Below are 25,572 nucleotides of genomic sequence, written 5' to 3' on the forward strand. Positions count from 1 at the left end.
CTAATGATGGTTCTACTGTAGAATGTATTGCAGATGCTACACCTCCTACACCACCTACTATTGTAGATGCTAATGGAGATGATGTGATTCCTGTGATGACTGAGAATGCAGACCCTGCATGTGAAGGTGATAAAATTTACACATTCACTTATACAGATTGTGCGGGTAATACTGGAGTTTGGGTATACACCTATACTATTGATGTCGTTACTAACCCTGTGGTACCAACTAATGATGGTTCTACTGTAGAATGTATTGCAGATGCTACGCAACCAACAGCACCTGTAGTTACAGATGTATGTGGTAATGCTATTACGCCTGTAATTACTGAAAATACTGATCCTACCTGTGAAGGTGATAAAATATATACATTCACATATACAGATTGTGCTGGAAACGAATCAGTTTATGTATATACTTATACTATTGATGTGTCTACTGCACCTGTAGTACCAACTAATGATGGTTCTACTGTAGAATGTATTGCAGATGCTACGCAACCAACAGCGCCTGTAGTTACAGATGTTTGTGGTAATGCTATTACACCTGTAATTACTGAAAATACTGACCCTACCTGTGAAGGTGATAAAATATATACATTCACATATACAGATTGTGCTGGAAATGAATCAGTTTATGTATATACTTATACTATTGATGTGTCTACTGCTCCTGTGGTACCAACTAATGATGGTTCTACTGTAGAATGTATTGCAGATGCTACGCAACCTACTGCACCTGTAGTTACAGATGTATGTGGTAATGCTATTACACCTGTAATTACTGAAAATACTGATCCTACCTGTGAAGGTGATAAAATATATACATTCACATATACAGATTGTGCTGGAAACGAATCAGTTTATGTGTATACTTATACTATTGATGTGTCTACTGCACCTGTAGTACCAACTAATGATGGTTCTACTGTAGAATGTATTGCAGATGCTACGCAACCAACAGCACCTGTAGTTACAGATGTTTGTGGTAATGCTATTACACCTGTAATTACTGAAAATACTGATCCTGTTTGTGAAGGGGATAAAATATATACGTTCACATATACGGATTGTGCTGGTAATATATCGGTTTATAATTATACTTATACTGTGAAAGATACCACTGCCCCAGTTCTTACATTACCAGATAATGTAACTGCCGAATGTAGTGATGATTTAACACCTATTTCATTTGGAGAAGCAACAGCTACTGATAATTGTGATCCTAATCCAGTTATTACTTTTAACGATGTAACAACAAATGGTAATTGCCCAGGTTCGTTTACAATTACTCGTACTTGGACTGCAACTGATGCTTGTGGAAATGCTGCTAGCGCAAATCAAATCATATCTACTTCTGATACAACCGCACCAGAGTTTGATCAAACAGATCTTCCTGGAGACATTGTTGTTGAATGTGATGGCATCCCAGGAGAAGAAACTTTAACAGCTACTGATAATTGTGGCAATGCTATTGTGACTGTAAGTGACGAAAGAATTGATAGAAATTGTCCAAATAATTACGTTATAAAACGTTCTTATACTGCAACTGATGATTGTGGTGTAACGAATACTCATGTACAAACAATTACTGTACAAGACAGCACACCTCCTGCTTTTGTTGAAACACTTCCAACTGCTAGAATAGTTGCGGAATGTGATAATATTCCTGTTGCAGAAACTTTAACTGCAACTGATACTTGTGGTTCTGCCATAGTAACAGTTAGTGATGCAAGAACCGATGACAATTGCCCTAATAATTATACTTTGGCACGTACTTGGACAGCTACAGACGCTTGTGGTTTAACAACAACGCACACCCAAATCATTATAGTTCGAGATACAACAGCTCCAACTTTTGTTGAAACTTTGCCAAGAGATACAACTGTTGAGTGTGATGATATTCCTAATGCAACAACATTAACAGCGGTTGATAATTGTGGTAATGCTACAGTAGCAGTTAGTGATTCAAGAACTGACGATGACTGTCCATCAAACTATACAATTGCTCGTACATGGATTGCTACTGATGGATGTGGTTTAACAACAACACACACTCAACTAATTACTGTGCGGGATACTACTGCTCCAGTTCCAGTTTCAGCATTTGAAGAAACACTTGATGTAAGTTGTACAGATATACCTGAAGCTCCTGAAGTTGAATTTACTGATAATTGCTCTGCAAACGTGATTGTAGTATTTAATGAAACAAATACTTTTGATGAAAACGTTATTGCAGATTATCAAATAATTAGAACATGGACAGTAAGAGATGCTTGTAATAATGAAGAAGTTTACACGCAAACACTAAATGTAGCACTTGATGAAATATTAAATGAGGTTGTTGCTGAAGACAGATGTTTTGAAGATGGTGTTGTAAACTTAGATAACTACTTAGCTGACGGAACATTTGGTGGAACATGGGAACTTATCGAAGGTAACCCTGTAGCAACAGTAACCGGTAGCATTTTTGACCCTACTAATCTAGGATCTGATTATTCTGAATCTTTCAATCCAAATACAGACGGAATTGAATATGTATTAAGATATACAGGTTTTCAAGATGGATGTATAAATATTACTGATGTAATAATGGTAATAGATGCAAAATGTAGAGTATTACCATGTGGTAAAAAAGATATTAGTATTTCTACAGCAATCACACCTAATGGAGATGATTTTAATAAAACATTTGACATTGAAGGTATTACTTTGTGTGGTTTTGTTGCTGAAGTAAAGATTTTCAACCGTTGGGGAGCATTAGTATATGAATCTAATGACTATACTTTAGGAAGTGAAAGAGATGGCGATGGATTTGGTACAGATTCAGGATTTGGTAAATGGGACGGTACATCACCAAAATCAGCTATCGGAAATAATGGAAAATTACCAAACGGTACATATTATTATATCATTAATTTAAGAAATAGCGGATTGGATCCAATTACTGGTCCAGTTTACTTAGGAACCAAATAACATCTTAACCTATGAAATTTTTAAAACATAATATAATCGTTATTGCGTTGTTAAGCTGTACGGTTGGTGTTGCGCAACAATTACCGCAATTCACACAGTATATGTATAACACAATCTCAATAAATCCTGCTTATGCAGGAAGTAGAGAGGCTTTAAGTGTAGTAGGCTTGCATAGAAGTCAATGGGTTGGCTTTAGAGGTGGTCCTATCACACAAACGCTATCTATACATACACCGTTAAGAAACGATAGAGTTGGTGTAGGTTTATCTTTTATTGAAGATGATTTAGGTCCACAAAATTTCACTTATTTATATGGTGATTTTTCTTATAGTATTCCAACTGGAAAAGATGGAAAACTAGCCTTTGGTTTAAAAGGTGGATTTACTCAGTTTAGTTTTGATTCAAATTTTCGTTTAGATGAAGATAATGCAAACGACCCATTAATTTATGGAACAGCTGATAGATGGGCACCAAATATTGGTGCTGGTGTATATTGGAGTACAAACAGAGTGTATGCGAGTTTATCTGCTCCAAGAATCTTAAACAACGATGCCAATAACCAAAATGACTTTGAAGCTTTAGATCGTATCAGTTATTATTTTACAGCTGGTGGTGTTATTGATTTAACAAAAACAATTAAGTTTAAGCCTGCAGCTTTAATTAAAGCCACAAATGGTGCACCGATTTCTTATGACTTAACTGGTAACTTTTTATTTAATGAAAAGCTTTGGTTAGGAGCCTCATATAGAATTAACGAACAAACTGCAGCTATCGGTGGTATTGTAGATTTTCAAGTATCTAGACAATTACGAATTGGTTATGCTTATGAAAAACCAATATCTGAAATTGCAGATTATACCACAGGAACCCATGAAGTACTTCTTATGTACGAGTTTAAATTCTTAAGTTCTAAATTAAAATCACCTAGATATTTCTAAGACTAATTTCCCTATGAATACTAAAAAATACATATTAGTTTGTATAGCGTTAATGCTCAGTTTTTCAATGTTTCCACAACAAGGGAAACAAAAAAGAGCAGATACACTATTCAATAAGTTTTCATTTGTAAAAGCTGCTAAGCTTTATAGAGAACTTGTTCAAGATAACTATAATAGAAATTATGCTACACGTAAATTAGCAGATAGTTATGCTTTTTTAAGAGATCCTAGAAATGCTTCACGCTATTATAAAAGTGTTGTTAAACAAAAAGATGTGCCTATTGAATATTATTATAAATATGCACAATCATTACGTGGAATGAAAAAATATGATGAATCTCAAATTTGGCTTAAACGCTACAAAGATTCAGGAGGTATAGTAAATGCCAATGATTTTTCAAAAGATATAAATTTTATAACTAGTGTATTTGGTGCTAAACAGCAATACTTTTTAGATAGAGTTCGCTTTAATTCTAAGTATAGTGATTTTGGTGCTTTTGAACATGATGGAAAAGTATACTTTGCTTCTGCTCGTGATGAAGGCGTTGCTATTAAACGTTTATACGGATGGAATGAACAACCTTTCTTAGATGTTTACGTTACTGAAGCTGGATCAAAAAGAAATGTAGATTATACCGCAAAAGTAAAAGGAGATATAAACTCTATTTACCATGATGGTCCTGTTACTATTACTAAAGACGGTAAAACCATGTATTTTTCACGAAATAACTTTAAAGATGATATTGAGTTGAAAGATAAAAATGGTCTTACTAATATGAAAATATATCGAGCGACTCTTGTTGATAGTTTATGGACTAATGTTGAAGATCTTTCAATAAATGGAGACGAATTTTCAACACAACATGCAGCATTAAATGTAGATGATACCAAATTATATTTTTCTTCTGACAGGCCTGGAACCAGAGGTGGTTCAGACATTTGGACTGTTGATATTGCTCCTGATGGATCGCTAGTGAATCTTCAGAATGCTGGAGATATAATAAATACTGAAAGTGCTGAAGGTTTTCCTTTTATAAATAATGAAGGTGTATTATTCTTTTCTTCTGATGGACATACAGGCTTAGGCTTACTTGATATTTTTGCAACCATTAAGGGTGATGATGAAGAAAGCATTGTTGATGTAATAAACCTTGGTGTACCGGTAAATTCAAATAAAGATGATTTTGCTTTTTCCATGAATGCTAATGGTATTACTGGATATTTTGCATCAAATCGTCAAGGTGGTCGTGGAAGTGATGATATTTATGCATTCCACAGAGAGCCTGTACTACATGTAGAAGGTGTTGTAACTGATGCCATAAATACTAATCCAATTGCTGGGGCTAAAATCACACTATTTGATGATAATGGAAACCAAGTAGCTTATATGGAAACTGATGAAAATGGTTATTATCAAATAAATATTGATAGAAATAAAGATTATAAAATAGTAGCAAATCAGGATAAATATATTGAGGATTATAGAGAGTTTACTTCTAAAAATATTCAAACAGAGTTAATAACTATTACTGGTAATTTATTATTAAACCCAGTTCAAGACGTTGTAAAACTTGCGGAATTGAATGTATATAAAGAAAATGATTCAACGTTAATAAAAAACACACAACTTAAACCTATCTATTTCGATTTTGAAAAATATAATATTCTTGAAGAATACGCTATCGAATTAGATAAAATTGTAAAATTAATGACTGTTGATTACCCTGAAATGGCCATTAGAATTGAAGCACATACAGATTCTCGCGGAACTTTTGAATTTAACGACATTTTATCAACCAATAGAGCAAAGTCAACCTACGACTATTTAATTTCGAAAGGCGTTAACCCATCAAGCATTATTGAATACAAAGGTTATGGTGAACGTAAGTTAATTAATGATTGTGAAGATGGGCAAAAATGTACTGAAGAACAACATCAATTAAACAGACGTACACAATTTATTGTAGTAAAAATGGAATAGATAACACAAAACCTAATTGCAAAAATAATACATATAGTATAGGATTTTTTAATTAAATATTACCCCAAATGAAATTAAAAAACTACATAATAACTAGTATAGTTCTGCTTACTACATTTTGCGCCTTTGCTCAAAATGATATGCAGAAAAAAGCAGACAATTTATTCAATAATTTTGCTTTTGTTCAAGCTTCAAATGCTTATCATGATTTAATCAACGAAGGCATTAATACTAATTATGCAACCAGACAACTGGCAGATAGTTATGCCTACATGAGAAACCCTGATAGTGCTGTTGTTTACTATCAAAAAGCCGTTAATCAAAATAGTGTTCCAATAGAATACTATTATAATTATTCTCAAGCATTAAGAGGGGTTAAAAATTATGAAGCATCTCGTAAATGGATGAAACAATTTAAAGATGCTGGAGGTGACATCAAAGAACAATTATTTCTAAAAGATGCAGATTTTTTAAACTCTATTTTTAATGCGAAAAAGCAATACTTTTTAAAGGACATTAAATTCAATTCTAAGTTTAGTGATTTTGGAGCTTATGAGCATGACGGAAAAATTTACTTCACTTCATCAAGAGATAAAGGTGATTTAAAAAAACATATAAATGGATGGGATGAAGAACCCTTCTTAAATATTTATGCCATAGATAAAAATGGTAACGATAGTATTGTAACTAGTAAGTCTAGGCTAAAAGGCAAAGTTAATTCAGTATATCATGATGGCCCACTTACAATTACCAAAGATGGCAAAACCATGTATTTTTCCAGAACAGATTTTATAAAAAATGTATTAGGAAGAAACGGTGAGGGTATTTCAAATTTAAAAATCTACAAAGCAAGTCTAGTAGATGGCAAATGGAAAAATATTAAAGAGCTTCCTTTTAACAGTAATCATTTCTCTAATGGTCATCCTGCCTTAAGTGCTGATGAAACAAAACTCTATTTTGCTTCAGATAGATCTGGTGGAAAAGGTGGATCTGATATCTATTATGTTGATATTAATAATGGTAATTACGGAAAACCACAAAACCTTGGAAGCATAGTAAACACTAATAAAAATGAAAGGTTTCCTTTTATAAATAGCGAAGGGGCTTTATTCTTCTCTTCTGATGGGCATCCAGGATTGGGCTTATTAGATATTTATGGAACAGTTTCAGATAAAAACGATAACATTCTTAGTGTAATAAATTTAGGTACGCCTGTAAATTCTAGTAAAGACGATTTTTCATTTTTCATGAGTGAAGACGGCTTATCAGGATACTTTGCATCCAATAGAAAAGGTGGCATTGGTAGTGATGATATTTATGCATATGATAGAATTCCACAACTTAATTTAAACGGAACTGTTTATGATAGCATTGAAAATAATCCAATTGATAACGCTTCGGTAGTCTTATTAGACTCAAATAATAAAGTAATTGCAAAACTTACTACCAATGCCAAAGGGCAATATTCTATTAATCTTAATAGAGATGAAAATTATAGTGTTGAAGTTAGTAAAGATGATTACATAAATTATACAAATTCTATTTCCTCAAAAAGTATTGATAAAAATATAAAAAGCATTACTACAGACATTTCGATGAGTCCTAATGCTAAAGAAATGGAAATGAAAGAAGTTGTTGAAGAATCAATTACTCTATCCCCTATTTACTATAACTACAATAGCTCTAAAATTATAAATGAAAATATTAAGGTATTAGATGATATTTTGAATACAATGAAAAATCTTTACCCAACTATGACAATAAAAATTGAGTCTTATTCTGATTCTAGAGGCTCTGAAGAATACAATCTTAAGCTTTCAAACAAAAGAGCCAATGCAGCATATAATTACCTTATTAATAACGGCATAAGCCCTAATAGAATTATAGAGAATAACGGTTTTGGTGAAGAAAACTTAATTAACAATTGTAATAATAACTCTAATTGTACTGAAGCAGAACATAAATTAAACAGACGTACACAATTTGTTATTGTTAAAATGAAGTAGCAATAATAATTTTAATTAAATCATACTTTAACCATCAAGGGAAATTCTTTTGATGGTTATTTATTGAAAAAGATTTTACAACTACGAATAATTAATTGCTAAATTAGTCTATTAATAGTATTCATATTTTGTTTTTCTTGTTCTAACAAATAAAATTCTAAAAAGACATTGAGATAAACAGTAATAAAGAATTAATTTATAGACAAAACCTCTATAGATATACTTGGTACTATTCAAGATGCTGGTTCTCCTCAGATTGGTTATAAAAACGTGTTTTAAAGACCTGTTTAATAATCCTTATAAAAACAGACAAATAGTCTCTTTGGGCTTAATTGAGTCTTCAAATAACAAAACATATTAATTTGAAGCTACCCTAGATATAGTAAGACAAATGAAAAGGCTAACCAAACTTGAAAGAAGTAGTAATAATAAAGTTGCTGATGGTATATTCTTAACTCATGCGCAGAGGCATTTAAAGATTTAAGTGCTCAAGAAAAGAGCAAAATTACTTTTATTCATTTTAACCCACCAACCCAGTAATAAACTCAAATAGTGATGAAGCTAAAATTGTTACTAATCTAGGTTACAGAATTGGGCAGATTAATGATGTTTTTAAATTTAATTAGTACTTATAATTATAATTCAAAACGATAATTTTTATTTAAGTAAAAATGAGCCAAACAAAAGCTGCTTATTAACACTTAGATATATTATTATCAAACATAAGAACCGTGTTTACTTCTTGTTGAAGGGAAATATTTAAATTACCTAAAGATAGAAACTGGTTCGCCAAAGCCTATGAAAATATTTAGAGTTAACACAACAAAAGACATTCCAATAAAACTTTAGAGTTACTATAAATAATGCTTAGACCTTTATAGAAAAGAAACAATTAAAATTTAATAAAAAAGCCCCTCAAAAATTGAGAGACTTTAACCTATAGTTAAATTTAATAACAATCAAGTTATTAATTTACAACCTGTTTAATTTCTTCTTATTAGCTATTAATCAGTAAATTAAAATGGCTATTTTTTGTGCTGTAAGCATTATTTTTTTATAAATATATTAGTATAATACCATCTTCCTTCTGCATTTTTCTCTGCAGAAACATCGAAGTTAGTAAAATCTCCTTCTAAATTTTGTTTATGAGCTTCACTTTTAATCCAAGCTCTAACTACAGATTCTGCAGAACTATAACCAAATGCTACATTCTCTGATACTCTTTTAGCGTCAGCATTAGATTTCAAATATTCACTTCTTGTATAAAAATTATGGTGAGATACTTCATCGTTATCAACCATATAATCTGTATGACTGTAAGCAACAGATTTTACGATATTCATTTCTGCTAAAGGATTTAAACCTAAAGATAATCGGTGATTATTTATTAGCTCAAGAATTTCTACTTCTATAGTTTTTACTTGTGGAGTTACAAGACTTAATTCCATAGCTTCTGCTTTGTCATCAATACTATCTGTAGAACATGAAAATGTAAAAACTGCTAGCAATACCAATAAAGGTAGCTTCGTTAATAACTTCATAGGTTAAGTTAATTTAGATTTGGTTCAGTAAAATTAACCGCCTAACGTGAAGTAATTGTTAATGAAATGTTAAAATCGATTAAAAACATGTATTTCATCGATTTTAATTGTTTTTAATCGATGAAATACAATAATTATGTAAGCAAAATTGTATTTAAACGATGATTTAAGGAGATAATCGATGAATTTGCCATTTATAATCCTCTTGGAGTCTATAGCGTATGCGATCATGGAGTCTATTTGGTCTCCCTTGCCAAAATTCTATTTCTGCTGGTTTTATAATATAACCACCCCAATATTCTGGTCTAGAAATTTCTTTTCCTTCAAACTCGCTTTCAATTTCAGAAAGTTTATTTTCAAGAGCTTCTCTATCTTTTACAATGTCACTTTGGTTAGAAACTACAGCTCCTAATTGACTACCACGGGGTCTTGATTCAAAATAACCATCGCTTAAGTTTTTAGCTATCTTTTCAGCTTTACCTTTGATAATAATTTGTCTTTCAGCGCCATGCCAAAAAAAAGATAAACAAACATTTGGGTTAGCATCTATTGCTTTACCTTTCTCACTATTATAGTTTGTATAAAAAATAAATCCTTCATATGTATACTTCTTTAAAAGCACTACTCTATTCTTAGGAAAACCATCTAAACCTAGAGTAGAAATTGTCATGGCGTTGGTTTCATCTTCTGCAAAATGAGTATCAACTTCAAAAAACCATTTTTGGAATAACTCCATCGGATTTTCTGGCACCTCATTTAAAAGTAGCTCCCCTTTTTCGTAAGATTTTCTATAATTGCCTAAGTCTTTATCCATAGCATTGCAATTTACGTGTTTTTTAAAATAATCTAAACACAATTTTTTATTATCTTATTGGCAAACTTTATATCATGAAATTTGTTTGTAGTATTAGCATCAATAAGCCAATTAATGAAGTAGTAAAACATTTTGAAGACCCAGAAGCTTTAAAGCAATCGCAAGAGGGTTTTATAAGGATGGAACATTTGAGCGGAAATGAAGGTGAAGCTGGAGCAAAATCTAAATTAGTTTACAAGAAGTTTGATTTAATTGAAACTATAATTCATAATACTTTACCTAACGAGTTTTATGCTAAATATGAGCATAAAAGCATGATAAATACCATGCGCTCTAATTTTAACGCTTTAGGTAAAAACGAAACAAAATTAACTACAGAAATTGAGTATACTGAGTTTAAAGGTTTTTTTATAAAACTTATAGCCAAATTTTTTCCGAATATGTTTAAGAAACAGGTTGATAAGTGGCTTATAAAATTTAAAGCCTACTGTGAAAATAAATAGTACACTAAGTTTTATTTAAAAACTTAATAAGGTTAAATCTATTTTTAACTCAAATACAACATGCATTAGTATATTAAAAATAATCAAATTCTAAGGTCCTCAACCAGAGCATTTCGCATTTATAAAATTATTTGTAACGCATAATTAACTTGTTTTAATCTTTCATCCGTAATATTATCCTTACCTTAGTATAACCAACCCTTAAGTATATTATGACTTTTGAGAATTACTCATATAGCAAAACAATAGATTATAAAACATTAAAAATGCCCTTTGGCACTTATTATTTATGTGAAAAATTTTTTATTGGCGAGTTGAACGAAGGTATACACTTTGATTGGAAAAAAACGGAGCTGGTTGTTCAAAAATTGATTGAACACTACGGTGAAAAAGCTAAAATTGGTTTCATTTCCAACAGAATCAATCACTACTCTATTGACCCAAGTAACTGGACTAAAATTGAAGAAAAATATAATTTAATTATTGCCAGTGCCATTGTTATGTATAATAACTCAACTTATATGAATGCTTCCATAGAAAAACAGTTTGCCAAGAGAAGTATAAAAAGATGCATGTCTTTACAAGAAGCTCTTGATTGGATGTTAAGTTTAAAAGAATTTCATTAAAACTCAAATGTTTTACCATCCTCTGCTAATTTAACATTCTCGAAAACAGTTTTAGCTTCTGTTTTAAATTCTTCAATATCCCCATAACGGGTTGAATAATGACCTAAAATTAGAGTTTCTATATTAGCTTGTTTTGCAATACTTGCAGCTTCTTTGGCTGTAGAATGTTTTGTTTTTACAGCTAAATGCGCATGCTGCTCTAAAAATGTAGACTCATGATACAACACATCTGTGTCTCTTATAATAGGAATAATATCTTCCTTATACATAGTATCACTACAAAAGGCATAGCTTTTTGGCTTCTCTGCAGGCTTAGTAACTGTTTCATTTTTTATAGTAATTCCGTCTTCATTTTCTACATCAAACCCTTGGGTTAATTTTCTATAATATGCAACATTTATATTGGCATCTTCAACAGCATGTATTTTTAATTTTCGCAAACCTTCTTTTTCTTTAAACAAAAAACCGTTAGTGTAAACCCTATGATTTAAAGGAATGGTATACACTTCTACTTTATCATCCTCAAAAATTAATTCGGAATTTTTTGAATTTAATTCATGGAAAATCAATCTGTAATTGGTCCAAGAATCAGCAAGTTTCATTTGCAAAGTAATTATTTCCTTAATACCCTTGGGTCCATAAATATGCAAATCGGTTTCACGAGTAAGCAATCTAAACGTTGAAACTAGACCCACCAAACCAAAAAAATGATCCCCATGTAAGTGTGAAATAAAGATATGTTTAATTCGGTTAAACTTAATTTTGTGCTTTCGTAATTGCACTTGCGTACCTTCTCCACAATCAATTAAAAACATGTGGTTATTAATTTCTAAAACCTGCGAAGTTGTGTTGTTTAAAGTACGTGGTGTTGCACTGTAACAACCTAGAATAGAAAGTTTCATCTGTAAATGTTTATTGTTTTTAATTGGTCAGATGTAATTTGCCATTGTATGTTTTCTTTTAATTCAAAATAACTTTTATGGCTCATTATATACTATTCTTGAATTTTATAATTTATAGCATCTTTAGCAGAAAATTTACTTTTAAAAGAGAATGCATAAGGTGTATCTCCATGTTTATTTAAATAATCTAGCCTGTCTTTTGCGTCTTGAAATGTAGGTTCATAGCCTTCTGGAACATACCAAAAAGCCATATGCATCATTTTCATTTTACTGAACCATTCTTTTTTACGCTTAAAAACTTCTATATGATCTGATTTATATGTATAATTAAAAAGAGCATTTAAGCTTGTCCATACAGACATATTAATAAGTAATGAATCATCTTTAAAAATTTTAGCTCCTAGCTCTTTATCTTCATCTTTCATTCTCCAAATAAAACCCTCTGCAGCATCAGCAATAGCATTCATTTTATCAACATTATTCACAAAATCTTGCATTATGGGATCATCCATTGGTGCTAACCGTTTTGCAATATTTACTTCAGCAAGATGTAGTGTATGCATTTTTAAAAACCTAAATCACGTTCCATATCTTCCATTTCAATAACATCATAAGCCTCTTGTAGAGTAGGAACTACAATAAGCTCATCAGGAACTGTATCTAAATCTATTTTGCTAGAAACAATTACAAAAGAATGTTTAGTTGCCTTGTGTGTTTTTGATAAATCCAAAAACTCAACAATTTCAGCTTCTGTAATCATATCCAAACTTGTTAGAGCAACAATAATATTATTGTTTTTAAATTTAGGATAAAGTGCTTGAAGTTTTTTTACCAACTCAATAATTGAAACCTTTTCCTGTGTTATTATAGATGTATTACCGTTTTGGTTAAAAATCATAATCTATTGTTTTATTTTTGATGCTAGCAAGTAAATAACTGCCATTCTTACTGCAACTCCATTCTGAACTTGATCTAATATAATAGATTGTTTTGAATCTGCAACATCACTCGTAATTTCTACACCTCTATTTATTGGACCAGGGTGCATAATAGTAATTTCTTTATCCAAAGAATCGAGTAAATCTTTATTAACCCCAAACTGCTGCGTGTATTCTCTTGTAGATGGGAAATAGCTTATTTCCATTCTCTCATTTTGCACACGAAGCATATTTGCTACATCACACCAATTCAATGCTTTACGTAAATTAGTTTCAACTTTAACTCCAAGCTTATTTATATACTTAGGAATCAAGGTTTTTGGTCCACAAACCATAACTTCTGCGCCTTGAAGTTGCAATGCAAACACATTTGAAAGCGCTACTCTACTATGCAAAATATCTCCAACAATAACAACCTTTTTTCCTTTTACGTCTCCAAGTTTTTCTCTAATAGAATACGAATCAAGTAATGCTTGTGTAGGGTGCTCATGTGCGCCATCTCCTGCATTAATTATACTCGCATTTACATGCTTAGATAAAAACACACCAGCACCAGGATTTGGGTGGCGCATCACAACCATATCTACTTTCATAGATAATATGTTATTTACGGTATCTATTAAAGTTTCTCCCTTTTTTACTGAAGATTGTGCAGATGAAAAATTAATAACATCAGCAGACAAACGTTTTTCAGCAAGCTCAAAAGATAATTTAGTTCTAGTAGAATTCTCAAAAAATAAATTGGCAATAGTAATATCTCTAAGCGACGGTACTTTTTTAATCGGTCTATTAATCACCTCTTTAAAATGATCAGCAGTTTCAAAAATAAGTTGAATATCTTGTTTGTTAAGATATTTAATTCCTAATAAGTGATTTACACTTAATTCGCTCATTATTATATTTATTTTTCAATTAAGTAAACGGAATCCTCATTATCATATTCCTTCCAATTTACTTTTACTTTTTCTTCATTTATAACATCTACCTGTCTACCTCTATAATCTGGTTGAATTGGTAAATGTCTGCTAAATCGTCTATCAATAAGTGTTAGCAATTCAATTTCGTTAGGTCTACCAAAGGACTGTATAGCAGTTAAAGCTGCTCTAATACTACGGCCTGTATACAAAACATCATCAACAAACACAATGTTTTTATTTTCTACTAAAAAATTAATTTTAGTAGCATTAGCTTCTAAAGGTTTATCACCTCTCCTAAAATCATCCCTATAAAACGTAATATCAAGATGTCCCAATTGAATGTTTTTAACCTTATAATCGTCAGTTAAAATTTTAGCTAATCTATCTGCTAAAAAAACCCCACGAGGCTGTAAACCAATGAGTACCGTATTCGAGAAATCGTTGTGTTTTTCAATAAGTTGACAAGCCAATCGGTGAAGAATGATGTTTACCTCTTTTGCGTTAAGTAAAACTTTTTGACTCATATACTATCCAAACGTCGTTGGTGTACAAAGGTAATGCAAAAATTTAGAAGTAAAAACCATAACTAATAATCTTTATTTGGGCGCAACCCAAAAAGGGTCGGGCTATACGTTACTAGTCCTCGCACCTCTCCCGATAGCTATCGGGATCGGGCTGTGGGCTATCCACTACTATCCCTTGCGCACAACCGCAACTGAAATAACATATATCTAAATTTATTTTGCTACCTAGAGTTTATAAAATAAAAAAGCCTTACATAAATGTAAGGCTTTAATATATTATTAAATGAATTTTGAAATACTACTATTTTTTAGCTTTAGTAGTTTTTCCGTCCATTTTATCTTTAAGAGCTTGTAAAGCATCATTAGCATCACCTAAAGTTGGTTTAGCTTCAGCAGCAGCACTTGCCGCTTTCTTAACAGCTGCTTTTACATTCTTAATTTCCTCTTCTTTAAAGATAGCTGTATGAGAAGCTACTACACGCTTAAATTCTTTGTTAAACTCAATGATTTTAAACTCTGCAGATTCACCTTTTTTCACTTTGCTACCATCTTCTTTCTCTAAATGACGAGAAGGAATAAATGCAACGATATCTTCATTAAATGTAACAGTTGCTCCTTTGTCAACAATCTCAGAAAGTTCAGCAGTATGCGTTGTTCCTAAAGCAAACTCAGTTTCATACTTATCCCAAGGATTTTCAGTAGTTTGTTTGTGTCCTAAAGATAGTTTACGTCCTTCAACGTCTAATTCAAGTACAACAACATCTAACTTATCACCTACGTTACAGAACTCAGATGGATGCTTGATTTTCTTAGTCCAAGATAAATCAGAGATGTAAATTAATCCATCAATACCTTCTTCTAATTCAACAAAAACACCAAAGTTTGTAAAGTTACGTACAATACCAGTGTGCTTAGAACCAACTGGGTATTTACCTGTAATATCTGTCCATGGATCTGGTGTTAATTGTTTAATACCTAAAGACATTTTTCTATCTTCTCTATCTAAAGTTAAGATTACTGCATCAACTTCATCACCTACAGTAACGAAATCTTGTGCCGAACGCAAGTGTGTAGACCAAGACATTTCTGAAACGTGAATTAATCCTTCAACACCATCTGCAACTTCAATAAATGCACCGTAATCAGCAATTACAACTACTTTACCTTTTACTTTATCACCAACTTTCACCTCTTCTGCAAGAGCTTCCCATGGGTGTTTAGATAATTGTTTAAGACCTAATTGGATTCTAGATTTGTTTTCATCAAAATCAAGAATTACAACATTTAATTTTTGATCTAACTCAACAATCTCGTTTGGATGGTTGATTCTAGACCAAGATAAATCTGTAATGTGAACTAATCCGTCAACACCTCCAAGATCGATGAATACACCGTAAGAAGTAATGTTTTTAACAACACCTTCTAATACTTGACCTTTTTCTAATTGACCAATAATTTCTTTCTTTTGTTCCTCAATATCAGCTTCAATAAGCGCTTTATGAGATACTACTACGTTTTTGAATTCGTGGTTGATTTTCACAACTTTAAATTCCATAGTTTTATTTACATACTGATCGTAATCTCTAATTGGTTTAACATCAATTTGAGAACCTGGTAAGAATGCTTCAATTCCGAAAACATCTACAATCATACCACCTTTAGTTCTACACTTAACAAAACCATTAACGATTTCACCAGTTTCGTGTGCTTTATTCACACGATCCCATGCTTTGATTACACGAGCTTTTCTGTGAGATAATACTAATTGTCCTGTTGCGTCTTCACGAACATCAATTAATACTTCTACTTTGTCTCCTACTTTTAAATCTGGATTGTAACGAAATTCGTTTAAAGAAATAACACCTTCAGATTTAGCGTTGATGTCAATAATAGCATCTCTATCAGAAATGTGTACTACGGTTCCTTCAACTACTTCGTCATCTAAAGTATCAACGAAATTTTCTGCTACTAATTTTTCAAATTCTTTAAGTTGTTTGTCATCAACCTCATCAATACCTTCTTGGTAATTGTGCCAGTTAAATTCTTTTAAAAACTTTTCAGGATTTGCTTGTGCTTCAGATACTACTGGAGCTTCTACTGCTGGAGCATCTGTTGCTTCAACTTCAGCTTGTTTTGCTTTTTCAGCCATTTAAGATAATTTGGTAATGCCTTTACAGTATGCAATGACACTACTTTTTGTATTCTGTTATGCTTCAGAAATTTTAAGCGATTAACACACAGAAGTGTTATATAATTTTTAGTTTCATTCCTTTTATATTTCTGACGATTCGCTAAAAGGAGTGCAAAAATACATAATATTGATATAATTACCTAAAAATGAGAAATAAAATACTTGTGACTTTTATCTGAAAAATGTGTCTGAAAAATAGAATCAATAACTTAATTAACATTTGATAAAAACATTCGAATATTTTAGTATATTGTTCATTACATATTAACACTTTAAAAATAACAAAATCATGGTTAAAGCAAAGTATCAAGAAGTACTAAGTTTAGGAGAGGAACTAAACATTCAAGACGGCAATGTAACAGAAGAAAACGGAGTTCTTAAAATTAAAGGAACAGCTAACACACAATATGAAAAAGATATTCTTTGGGATAAAATAAAATCAATAGGTGGTGATAATCCATCAGATATTATGGCTAATATATCTGTAGCAGATGATAGCGTTTATGCTAGACATACTGTTAAAAGTGGAGAAACATTAGGAAAAATAGCTAAGCAATACTATGGTAATGCTTCAAAATATAATGATATTTTTAAAGCTAATTCTGATATCTTAAAAAATCCTGATTTAATTCACCCAGATCAAGAGTTAATTATTCCTAAATTGTAGAAATACTTTAATTTTATAAAATTATAAGCGAATCTTTTAAGTTTAATAGATTCGCTTTTTTATTTACATAAAAATATTAATCTATTCAAAACCCTCAATTGTCATTTTTGCAAGTTGTAAAATTTTATTGAATTGCTCCTCTAATGTTAAATTAGAATTATCAATTTCAATGGCATCTTTTGCTTTAACTAATGGAGAGTCTTTTCGATTAGAATCAATGTAGTCTCGCTCTTGAACATTATTTAAAACAGCGTTGTATTCCACCTTGTCTCCTCGTTCAATAAGTTCTTGATAACGACGTTCTGCCCTTGTTTCAGCTGAAGCTGTCATAAATAATTTAAGTTCAGCATCAGGAAAAACAATTGTACCAATATCTCTTCCATCCATAACAACACCTTTATTCTTTCCCATTTTTTGTTGCTGTTCTACTAACTTTTGTCGAACTTCAGAGATAGCTGCAACTTGACTAACAAAACTTGACACTTCTAAAGTTCTTATTTGCTTTTCAATATTAACCTCATTTAAGTAAACTTCTGCAAAACCCAGATTAGCATTAAATTTAAAACTAATGTTTATATCCTGTAATTGATAAATCAAAGCTTCAGAATTAAAATCATCATCATTAATAAGCCCATTTTCCATCGCATAAAAGGTAACTGCTCTATACATAGCGCCAGAATCAACATATACATATCCTAATGCTTTAGCTAATTGTTTAGCAACTGTACTTTTCCCTGTAGATGAAAAGCCATCTATAGCAATGGTTATTTTATTCATATTAATTTTAAAAGTTACAAGTGACTAAAGTACTTAAAATGCCTAAAGTGAAAAAACACTAATTACTTTAATTATCACTAAAAGACAAATATTAATTTGAGTGAAACTGAATACTAAGACTGTTAACTGAACACTTATTTATTGCAAATCAATTTGTAACCCAAAAAAGTTTGAATTTGCAGCACTAGTATATTTTGCATGCGTATAACTAAAACGCATTTTGTTCATTTTAATCGAAATACCAGCAGATAAACCAGAGAAGTTTCTTTGATCAACAATTCGTAACTCCTCTCCTCTTCTAAAGTTATAACCTAAACGAATATTAAAACCGCCTTCTGGAAATAATTCTGCACCAACTATAGTATGTCTAATTACTTGACCAATGAAGCCAACTTTTTCTGAAGATTGATTCCCCGACAAATCACTTGTGGTTCGTGCTGGGTTTGGTCTTGAAATTGGCCATTCCTGGAGGTTTTCTAGTGTAACATGCCATCTAATTGGCACATTCTCTAAACGTTGAGACATTCCAAATGAGACTTCAAAAGGGAGCTTTTCATTTAGTCCTGCATAGGTTGTTAATTGTGATCCTAAATTCCTTACTACTAAAGCTGCATTAAAATCTAAATAATCATCAATATAAATAAGTCCTAAATCTACGGCAGCACCTAGCGAGTTATATTGTTCTAACTTTGACGTTATTAATTTTGCATTAGCACCAAAATAAAAATCAGAATAACCAATTTGAGTTGCATAACCAAAAGATAACGCTGCTTCGTTTCCTGTAAACGCTCCAGTTGAGTTACCAGCCTCATCATAACCATCAAAAGAACCATAATTTATATAAGTAATGCCAGCATGAAATGTTTGCGTGCGCCTATCAACAGTATATGCATATGACGCTGTACCATAACCAATATCACCTAAATAACTTGTATAATTTACAGCCAGTTGATTATCCATTTCAGGATTTATAGTTGCTGGATTAAATATAGCTTGTGTAACATCGTAGTCTACATTAGTTAACACTTTACCACCCAATGCTGCTTGCCTAGGAGATGCTATAAGATTAAGAAAGCGGTATGTAGTCTCACCACCAACTTGTGCCGCAGAGAGAGAAACTATTGTTAAACAAAAAAAAGTGATAATTTTTCTTAGCATATTTACGACACAAAGTAAATGAATCTATACTAAAACGTTAGCATACATTATTTATTTTTTTGTAGTGTGTATTTCTATTTTAAAAACAGCTTTTGTCCTATAGCTAAATTATTGTTTTTTAATCCATTTAATCGTTTTAAAGTGGTAATAGAAACACCAGTTATTCTTGAGATGTGATAAAGTGAATGCCCTTTTTGAACAATCCAAATAGAATCCGAATGGGTTTCTTCAATTTTATCAAAATTTCTAACACGAAGTTTCTGCCCTACTCTAAGCATATTCGATTTTAAATAATTTGCGCTTTTTAATTCATTTACAGTAAGACCGTATTGTTTTGAAACACTCTCTAAATCTTCACCAGATTCAACAATATGAAAATTTAATCTTTCAATAGAAGTATCTTCATCTGCCATTTTTGTATTAATAATAGAATCTTTTCCATTTGATCCAATTAAAATAAACTCACCTGTAGCTAAATTTAATCTTGCTGGCTCACCATTATATAATACATCTTTATATGTAATGTGTTTTTGGGCATTTACATTAAAAATTGTGAAAATTGTTAATACAATTAATGAAAATTTAAAGTTTCTTTCCATTTTTAACATTTTGGTTAGTTACAGCTATCTCAATAACCGAACTCATTTCTGACACATAGTGAAACGTTAACCCTTTTAAATATTCAGGTTTTATTTCTTCAATATCTCTCCTGTTATCTTCGCACAATAAAATCTCTTTTATTCTAGCACGTTTTGCTGCCAAAATCTTTTCTTTTATCCCTCCAACTGGCAATACTTTTCCACGAAGTGTAATTTCCCCAGTCATGGCTAAACTTTTCTTAACTTTTTTCTGAGTAAAAAGTGATACTAAAGACGTTAACATTGTTACACCTGCACTTGGTCCATCTTTTGGTGTGGCACCTTCAGGAACGTGAATATGTACATTATAATTATCAAAAACAGAAGTATCTATACCAAATTCATCAGCGTTAGATTTTATATACTCCATGGCTATTGTAGCTGACTCTTTCATCACTTTACCAAGGTTTCCGGTAATTGTCATAGTTCCTTTTCCTTTTGAAAGAATAGATTCTATAAACAAAATATCTCCTCCAACACGAGTCCAAGCTAAACCAGTTACAACTCCAGCAACATTATTATTTTCGTATTTATCACGCTCTAGTTTTGGGCCACCTAAAACTTCAATAATATCTTCATTAGAAATCTTTATATTATAATCTTCTTCCATAGCAATGTTTTTTGCTGCATAACGCACCATTTTTGCTACCTGCTTTTCAAGCCCTCTTACTCCAGATTCACGAGTATAACCTTCAACAATCTTTTCTAATTGAGGCTTTCCAATTTTTAAATGCTTATCAGTTAAACCATGTTCTTTCAATTGTTTTGGCAACAAATGACGCTTTGCAATTTCTACCTTCTCTTCTATGGTATAACCTGTAACGTTTATTATTTCCATTCTATCGCGTAATGCAGGTTGAATGGTAGATAAACTATTTGAAGTAGCTATGAACATAACTTTCGAAAGATCGTAGCCCATTTCCAAGAAATTATCATAAAACTCACTATTCTGCTCTGGGTCTAAAACTTCTAACATAGCTGAAGATGGATCTCCTTGATGCGAGTTTGAAAGCTTATCAATTTCATCTAAAACAAAAACTGGATTTGAAGTTCCTGCTTTTTTTAAGCTTTGAATAATACGCCCCGGCATAGCTCCAATGTAGGTTTTACGATGACCACGAATTTCAGCTTCATCTCTTAAACCACCTAATGAAATTCTAACATACTCTCGTCCTAAAGCTTCAGCAATCGATTTACCTAATGATGTTTTACCAACTCCTGGAGGTCCGTAAAGGCAGAGAATTGGTGACTTCATATCATTACGAAGTTTTAAAACAGCTAAATATTCTATAATTCTACGTTTTACGTCTTCTAAACCAAAATGATCTCTGTCCAGAATTTTCATGGCATGTTTAAGATCAAATTTATCTTTACTAAACTCATTCCAAGGCAAATCTAAAAATAGCTCTAAATAATTTCTTTGGATTGAATATTCAGCCACCTGAGGATTCATACGTTGCATTTTAGCTATTTCTTTATCAAAATGCTTTGCAACTTTTTCGTCCCACTGCTTATCTTTTGCCTTTACACGCATCTCCTCTATTTCTCCATCATGACTTACACCACCCAATTCTTCTTGGATAGTTTTCATCTGTTGATGCAAGAAATATTCACGCTGCTGCTGATTCATATCCATTTGAACTTTAGATTGTATATCATTCTTAAGTTCTAATTTTTGAAATTCAACATTCATGTACTTTAATGTTGCTAAAGCACGTTTCTTTAAATCATTAATTTCTAAAAGCTCCTGTTTTTCAGAAACCGAAAGATTCATGTTTGAAGACACAAAGTTTACTAAAAAAGAGTTGCTTTCAATATTTTTTATAGCGAAAGAGGCTTCACTTGGAATATTTGGGCTTTCCTTAATAATTTCAAGTGCTAAATCTTTTATAGAATCTATAATAGCTGAAAACTCCTTATTCTTTTTAGCAGGCTTAGCCTCGGGAATGTCTCTAATAGTAGCATTCATATAAGGCTCTTCTGTAAGAACTTCTGCTACTTTAAAACGTTTCTTTCCTTGAATAATAACTGTTACGTTACCATCTGGCATTTTTAAAACACGCAAAATTCTAGCAACTGTACCAGTTTCATGAATATCTTTAGCAGTTGGCTTCTCAACAGCTTCATCTTTTTGAGCTACAACACCTATAACTTTTCCACCTTTATTGGCATCATTTATTAGTTTTATAGAAGCATCTCTTCCAGCTGTTATTGGAATAACCACACCTGGAAACAAAACAGTATTTCTTAACGATAAAATCGGTAAAGTTTCTGGTAATTCTTCATTATTTATAGCTTCTTCATCTTCAGGTGTCATTAAAGGAATTAACTCTGAGTTTTCATCAAATTCCTGTAATGACAAACTGTCAAGCGTAGTAAATTTAGATTTTTTCATATATCTATTCAGGTCAATCTGTCATTAAAACAAGATTGATCATTATTTATCAATTATATTAAAAACATTAAATCGTTGAATATAAGGGACTTTCAATAAAACCACGATACACAACACAATTATAAATTCAATACTTATGCCATTTATTGAATTAAAGGTTTAAAATATGAAAGTTCATTTCTAAATCTTTCCCATTTTTTTCAAAGCAAATAAAATAACAATAGGAATAGCAAGTAATACAATCATGAGTAGATTGGTTTCAAATAACCAAGGTGATAATAATAATGTAATTAAATAACCACCAACTGCACCACCAAAATGTGCATCATGCCCAATGTTTCCTATTCTGTTTTTCATACCATAAATAGAATATAACAAATAACCAATACCGAATATATATGCTGGAATAGGAATAGGAATAAAAAACATATAAAGGCTCATTCCTGGTTGCAAAAGTATGGCTGAATAAATTATCCCGCTTACTGCTCCACTAGCACCTACTGCACTATAATTATATTCATTTTTATGAAAGTATAATGATAATAAACTACCAACTAAAAGACTCCCAAAATACACCAAAAGAAACTGTATTGGAGTTAAGAGTGCAATAACAACATCTGCAAAAAAATAAAGCGATAACATATTAAAAAGAAGATGCTGTGTGTCTGCATGCAAAAATCCAGAACTTACCATTCTTATTTGTTCGCCTCGTCGAACACCACCAACATGAAACTTATATTTATCAAAAAAACTATAATCACCAAAACCTTTATAAGAAATAATAACGTTTGCTGCTATTATAATAACGGTAACTAAATCTAATTTGCCCATATGGTATAAACGTTTATTCTCAAATTAAAATATATTTCATTCAATATTTCAAATTTTTGAATGAAAAAATTCATGTACTTTTGTCCCTACAAATCTAAAACTAATTCATGCAATTTCTAGCTTATATTCTAGTTTATCCACTTTTATGGGTAATTTCTATATTGCCTTTTAGATTATTATATGTTTTATCTGATATTTTTTATGTTTTAGTTTACTATATAATTGGGTATAGAAAACAAGTCGTTCTAAATAATTTAAAAATTGCATTTCCTAATAAGAATGAAAAAGAAATATTAACTATTAGAAAACGTTTTTATCATCATTTATGTGATATGATGTTTGAGGCTATAAAGTCTATTACCATTTCCGAAGAAGAGATGAAAAAACGTTATGTATTTACTAATATTAATGACGTTATTAAACTTGAGAAAGAGCAACGAAGCATTATTTTATTCATGGGGCATTATGCAAGTTGGGAATGGGTTTTTATTATGCAAACTCAAGTAAAGCATAAGGGCTATGCTGTTTATAAAAGATTGAGCAACAAATATTTTGATAGACTTGTAAAACGCATACGTGCTAAATACAACAGTTACTTAATTACTACAAAAGAAACTTTTGCAGTGCTTATTAAAGCAAAAAAAGATAACGAATTAACACTTAACGGTTTTGTTTTTGATCAGTCTCCCAAACTAAGTAAAGCGGTGCACTGGCAATATTTTATGGGAGAGGAAGTTCCTGTGCATGTTGGAGCCGAAATACTTGCCAAACGTTTAGACATGGCTACACTATTTTTAAAGGTTAAAAAGGTTAAACGCGGGTATTACCAAGCAAGTTTTACTGATATTATTAGAAATGCAATAGATTACCCAGATTTTGAACTTACCGATTTATATTTAAAACGTGTTGAAGCTCAAATCCATGAAGCACCAGAGTACTATTTCTGGACGCATAAACGTTGGAAACATGCTGGCAAAAAACCATAATTAAATTTGGGCGTTACCCACAAGGGGGCGGGCTATTCGTTACAAGTCCTCGCTCTTCCTTCGTCAGGCTGTGGGCTATTCACTTCTATCCCTAACGCGGGCAAATCTGCATTAAAATTAATTATAGAGCTTATTTATTAAATGAAAATCGGCTAAAACAAGAGCTGCCATAGCTTCTACAATAGGTACTGCGCGAGGAACAACACAAGGATCGTGACGTCCTTTACCCTGCATTTCTACTGTATTTCCAGATTTATCGATTGTTTCGTATTTCTGAATTAGCGTAGCAACAGGTTTGAAAGCAACACTAAAATAGATATCCATACCATTACTTATTCCGCCTTGGATACCACCAGAATAATTGGTTTTTGTAGAACCATCGTTATTAAAAGCATCATTATGATCGCTACCATACATAGTGCTTCCGTGAAAACCACTACCATACTCAAACCCTTTTACAGCATTAATGGATAACATGGCTTTACCTAATTCTGCATGCAATTTATCAAACACCGGCTCACCTAAACCTACTGGTACATTTTTTATAACACAACTTACAATACCGCCAACTGTATCTCCTTTTCCGCGAACTTCCTTAATGTAAGCTTCCATTTTTGCTGCCATTTCTGTATCTGGACAGCGCACAATGTTAGACTCCACTTTTGTAAGATCTATTTCGTTATAAGGCGTGTTTAATTTCATGGTGCCAACACCAGAAACATAAGCCGTTATCTCGATATCTTTTAGCATCTGTTTTGCTATGGCACCAGCCACAACACGACATGCAGTTTCTCTTGCAGAACTTCGTCCACCACCTCTGTAATCTCTTATTCCGTATTTTTTATCGTATGTATAATCCGCATGACTAGGTCTGTAACTATCCTTTATATGTGAGTAATCGTGAGATTTTTGATTGGTATTTTCTATAACAAAACCTATTGAAGTTCCTGTAGTTACACCTTCAAAAATTCCAGAATGAAACTTTACAGTATCTGGCTCTTTACGTTGTGTTACAATAGCAGATTGCCCTGGTTTTCTTCGGTTTAATTCATTTTGAATTTCATCTAAATCTAATTTAATTCCTGAAGGACAACCATCAATTACACCACCTAAAGCAGGTCCGTGAGATTCTCCATAAGTCGTTAAATTAAATAGTTTTCCGAAGGAATTACCAGCCATAATTTCAATTTTTGGCTAAAATAATGCTTTTTTCGAATTCATCTATCCTAAATACATTGCTATAATGATAATTCTTGATTTTTTA

At 31.7% G+C, this 25,572-nt stretch carries 22 protein-coding genes; 8 read left to right on the forward strand and 14 right to left on the reverse strand.

Features of this window, described 5'->3' with window-relative positions:
- From DIS18_RS11620 to DIS18_RS11635, 4 genes are all read left to right on the forward strand, one after another.
- Positions 1-2,975: HYR-like domain-containing protein (locus tag DIS18_RS11620; RefSeq protein ID WP_146191824.1), on the forward strand; the 2,975-nt coding region annotated here is incomplete at its 5' end.
- Between the two features lie 11 nt (positions 2,976-2,986).
- Positions 2,987-3,913 carry a PorP/SprF family type IX secretion system membrane protein gene (locus DIS18_RS11625; protein WP_109353253.1) on the forward strand — a complete coding sequence of 309 codons (927 nt, stop codon included), beginning with the start codon at positions 2,987-2,989 and terminating at the stop codon, positions 3,911-3,913.
- Between the two features lie 13 nt (positions 3,914-3,926).
- Positions 3,927-5,894, forward strand: a complete 1,968-nt coding sequence (locus DIS18_RS11630; protein ID WP_245925689.1) for an OmpA family protein — start codon at positions 3,927-3,929, stop codon at positions 5,892-5,894.
- Positions 5,895-5,962: 68 nt separating this feature from the next.
- Positions 5,963-7,900 (forward strand): OmpA family protein, encoded by a 1,938-nt coding sequence (locus DIS18_RS11635; RefSeq protein ID WP_109353255.1) that lies wholly within the window; start codon positions 5,963-5,965, stop codon positions 7,898-7,900.
- A gap of 1,046 nt (positions 7,901-8,946) precedes the next feature.
- Here DIS18_RS11635 and DIS18_RS11645 read toward each other — a convergent pair.
- Both DIS18_RS11645 and pdxH read right to left on the reverse strand, forming a co-directional pair.
- Entirely contained in the window at positions 8,947-9,441 is a 495-nt protein-coding gene (locus tag DIS18_RS11645) for a CAP domain-containing protein (protein WP_109353256.1), read from the reverse strand.
- A 166-nt stretch (positions 9,442-9,607) separates the two neighbouring features.
- Positions 9,608-10,255, reverse strand: coding sequence for a pyridoxamine 5'-phosphate oxidase (pdxH, locus tag DIS18_RS11650; RefSeq protein WP_109353257.1), 648 nt, complete (start codon positions 10,253-10,255; stop codon positions 9,608-9,610).
- A 74-nt stretch (positions 10,256-10,329) separates the two neighbouring features.
- On the opposite strand from pdxH, the gene DIS18_RS11655 reads away from it, so the two are divergent.
- On the forward strand, positions 10,330-10,758 hold the full coding sequence (locus DIS18_RS11655) for an SRPBCC family protein (RefSeq protein WP_109353258.1): 429 nt from the start codon (positions 10,330-10,332) through the stop codon (positions 10,756-10,758).
- Between the two features lie 212 nt (positions 10,759-10,970).
- Entirely contained in the window at positions 10,971-11,384 is a 414-nt protein-coding gene (locus DIS18_RS11660) for a hypothetical protein (protein WP_109353259.1), read from the forward strand.
- Here the strand turns inward: DIS18_RS11660 and DIS18_RS11665 are convergent.
- The 6 genes from DIS18_RS11665 to rpsA all read right to left on the reverse strand — a co-directional run bounded on the left by DIS18_RS11665 (position 11,381) and on the right by rpsA (position 16,814).
- On the reverse strand, positions 11,381-12,286 hold the full coding sequence (locus tag DIS18_RS11665; protein ID WP_109353260.1) for a ribonuclease Z: 906 nt from the start codon (positions 12,284-12,286) through the stop codon (positions 11,381-11,383). The genes DIS18_RS11660 and DIS18_RS11665 overlap by 4 nt on opposite strands.
- A gap of 92 nt (positions 12,287-12,378) precedes the next feature.
- Positions 12,379-12,849 carry a DUF3291 domain-containing protein gene (locus tag DIS18_RS11670; RefSeq protein WP_109353261.1) on the reverse strand — a complete coding sequence of 157 codons (471 nt, stop codon included), beginning with the start codon at positions 12,847-12,849 and terminating at the stop codon, positions 12,379-12,381.
- 2 nt (positions 12,850-12,851) lie between these two features.
- Positions 12,852-13,184 carry a ribonuclease Z gene (locus tag DIS18_RS11675; RefSeq protein WP_109353262.1) on the reverse strand — a complete coding sequence of 111 codons (333 nt, stop codon included), beginning with the start codon at positions 13,182-13,184 and terminating at the stop codon, positions 12,852-12,854.
- Between the two features lie 3 nt (positions 13,185-13,187).
- On the reverse strand, positions 13,188-14,117 hold the full coding sequence (locus DIS18_RS11680) for an aspartate carbamoyltransferase catalytic subunit (RefSeq protein ID WP_109353263.1): 930 nt from the start codon (positions 14,115-14,117) through the stop codon (positions 13,188-13,190).
- Between the two features lie 8 nt (positions 14,118-14,125).
- The gene (gene pyrR, locus DIS18_RS11685) at positions 14,126-14,665 is read right to left on the reverse strand and encodes a bifunctional pyr operon transcriptional regulator/uracil phosphoribosyltransferase PyrR (RefSeq protein WP_109353264.1); all 540 of its coding nucleotides are present in this window, start codon (positions 14,663-14,665) and stop codon (positions 14,126-14,128) included.
- Between the two features lie 301 nt (positions 14,666-14,966).
- On the reverse strand, positions 14,967-16,814 hold the full coding sequence (gene rpsA / locus DIS18_RS11690) for a 30S ribosomal protein S1 (RefSeq protein WP_109353265.1): 1,848 nt from the start codon (positions 16,812-16,814) through the stop codon (positions 14,967-14,969).
- Positions 16,815-17,145: 331 nt separating this feature from the next.
- Between rpsA and DIS18_RS11695 the strand changes: the two genes are divergently transcribed.
- The gene (locus DIS18_RS11695; RefSeq protein WP_181364044.1) at positions 17,146-17,523 is read left to right on the forward strand and encodes a LysM peptidoglycan-binding domain-containing protein; all 378 of its coding nucleotides are present in this window, start codon (positions 17,146-17,148) and stop codon (positions 17,521-17,523) included.
- Between the two features lie 81 nt (positions 17,524-17,604).
- Here DIS18_RS11695 and cmk read toward each other — a convergent pair whose 3' ends face one another.
- The 5 genes from cmk to DIS18_RS11720 all read right to left on the reverse strand — a co-directional run bounded on the left by cmk (position 17,605) and on the right by DIS18_RS11720 (position 23,322).
- Positions 17,605-18,300, reverse strand: coding sequence for a (d)CMP kinase (gene cmk, locus DIS18_RS11700; RefSeq protein ID WP_109353267.1), 696 nt, complete (start codon positions 18,298-18,300; stop codon positions 17,605-17,607).
- 138 nt (positions 18,301-18,438) lie between these two features.
- On the reverse strand, positions 18,439-19,458 hold the full coding sequence (porQ, locus tag DIS18_RS11705) for a type IX secretion system protein PorQ (protein ID WP_109353268.1): 1,020 nt from the start codon (positions 19,456-19,458) through the stop codon (positions 18,439-18,441).
- Between the two features lie 74 nt (positions 19,459-19,532).
- Positions 19,533-20,057, reverse strand: a complete 525-nt coding sequence (locus DIS18_RS11710; protein WP_181364045.1) for a LysM peptidoglycan-binding domain-containing protein — start codon at positions 20,055-20,057, stop codon at positions 19,533-19,535.
- Positions 20,041-22,491, reverse strand: coding sequence for an endopeptidase La (gene lon, locus DIS18_RS11715; RefSeq protein WP_109353270.1), 2,451 nt, complete (start codon positions 22,489-22,491; stop codon positions 20,041-20,043). The genes DIS18_RS11710 and lon overlap by 17 nt, the downstream gene beginning before the upstream one ends.
- Before the next feature lie 180 nt (positions 22,492-22,671).
- Complete coding sequence (locus DIS18_RS11720; protein ID WP_109353271.1) at positions 22,672-23,322, reverse strand: rhomboid family intramembrane serine protease; 651 nt, start codon at positions 23,320-23,322, stop codon at positions 22,672-22,674.
- Positions 23,323-23,429: 107 nt separating this feature from the next.
- On the opposite strand from DIS18_RS11720, the gene DIS18_RS11725 reads away from it, so the two are divergent.
- Positions 23,430-24,308 carry a lysophospholipid acyltransferase family protein gene (locus tag DIS18_RS11725; protein WP_109353272.1) on the forward strand — a complete coding sequence of 293 codons (879 nt, stop codon included), beginning with the start codon at positions 23,430-23,432 and terminating at the stop codon, positions 24,306-24,308.
- Between the two features lie 117 nt (positions 24,309-24,425).
- On the opposite strand, the gene aroC is transcribed toward DIS18_RS11725, so the two are convergent.
- A complete protein-coding gene (aroC, locus tag DIS18_RS11730) occupies positions 24,426-25,487 on the reverse strand; it encodes a chorismate synthase (protein ID WP_109353273.1) in 1,062 nt (353 codons plus the stop codon).
- Positions 25,488-25,572: the final 85 nt, after the last annotated feature.

This window comes from Algibacter marinivivus (assembly GCF_003143755.1).
GTDB lineage: Bacteria > Bacteroidota > Bacteroidia > Flavobacteriales > Flavobacteriaceae > Algibacter_B > Algibacter_B marinivivus.

Bases quoted from the DNA above. Each gene is read 5' to 3' on its own strand.
- DIS18_RS11675 (WP_109353262.1), bottom strand. From the start codon at position 13,184: ATGATTTTTAACCAAAACGGTAATACATCTATAATAACACAGGAAAAG.
- DIS18_RS11660 (WP_109353259.1), top strand. From the start codon at position 10,971: ATGACTTTTGAGAATTACTCATATAGCAAAACAATAGATTATAAAACA.
- DIS18_RS11635 (WP_109353255.1), top strand. From the start codon at position 5,963: ATGAAATTAAAAAACTACATAATAACTAGTATAGTTCTGCTTACTACA.
- DIS18_RS11710 (WP_181364045.1), bottom strand. From the start codon at position 20,057: ATGGAAAGAAACTTTAAATTTTCATTAATTGTATTAACAATTTTCACA.
- DIS18_RS11645 (WP_109353256.1), bottom strand. From the start codon at position 9,441: ATGAAGTTATTAACGAAGCTACCTTTATTGGTATTGCTAGCAGTTTTT.
- DIS18_RS11630 (WP_245925689.1), top strand. From the start codon at position 3,927: ATGAATACTAAAAAATACATATTAGTTTGTATAGCGTTAATGCTCAGT.
- DIS18_RS11665 (WP_109353260.1), bottom strand. From the start codon at position 12,286: ATGAAACTTTCTATTCTAGGTTGTTACAGTGCAACACCACGTACTTTA.
- DIS18_RS11725 (WP_109353272.1), top strand. From the start codon at position 23,430: ATGCAATTTCTAGCTTATATTCTAGTTTATCCACTTTTATGGGTAATT.
- cmk (WP_109353267.1), bottom strand. From the start codon at position 18,300: ATGAATAAAATAACCATTGCTATAGATGGCTTTTCATCTACAGGGAAA.
- DIS18_RS11695 (WP_181364044.1), top strand. From the start codon at position 17,146: ATGGTTAAAGCAAAGTATCAAGAAGTACTAAGTTTAGGAGAGGAACTA.
- pdxH (WP_109353257.1), bottom strand. From the start codon at position 10,255: ATGGATAAAGACTTAGGCAATTATAGAAAATCTTACGAAAAAGGGGAG.
- pyrR (WP_109353264.1), bottom strand. From the start codon at position 14,665: ATGAGTCAAAAAGTTTTACTTAACGCAAAAGAGGTAAACATCATTCTT.
- DIS18_RS11655 (WP_109353258.1), top strand. From the start codon at position 10,330: ATGAAATTTGTTTGTAGTATTAGCATCAATAAGCCAATTAATGAAGTA.
- DIS18_RS11670 (WP_109353261.1), bottom strand. From the start codon at position 12,849: ATGCATACACTACATCTTGCTGAAGTAAATATTGCAAAACGGTTAGCA.
- DIS18_RS11680 (WP_109353263.1), bottom strand. From the start codon at position 14,117: ATGAGCGAATTAAGTGTAAATCACTTATTAGGAATTAAATATCTTAAC.
- aroC (WP_109353273.1), bottom strand. From the start codon at position 25,487: ATGGCTGGTAATTCCTTCGGAAAACTATTTAATTTAACGACTTATGGA.
- rpsA (WP_109353265.1), bottom strand. From the start codon at position 16,814: ATGGCTGAAAAAGCAAAACAAGCTGAAGTTGAAGCAACAGATGCTCCA.
- lon (WP_109353270.1), bottom strand. From the start codon at position 22,491: ATGAAAAAATCTAAATTTACTACGCTTGACAGTTTGTCATTACAGGAA.
- DIS18_RS11625 (WP_109353253.1), top strand. From the start codon at position 2,987: ATGAAATTTTTAAAACATAATATAATCGTTATTGCGTTGTTAAGCTGT.
- DIS18_RS11720 (WP_109353271.1), bottom strand. From the start codon at position 23,322: ATGGGCAAATTAGATTTAGTTACCGTTATTATAATAGCAGCAAACGTT.
- porQ (WP_109353268.1), bottom strand. From the start codon at position 19,458: ATGCTAAGAAAAATTATCACTTTTTTTTGTTTAACAATAGTTTCTCTC.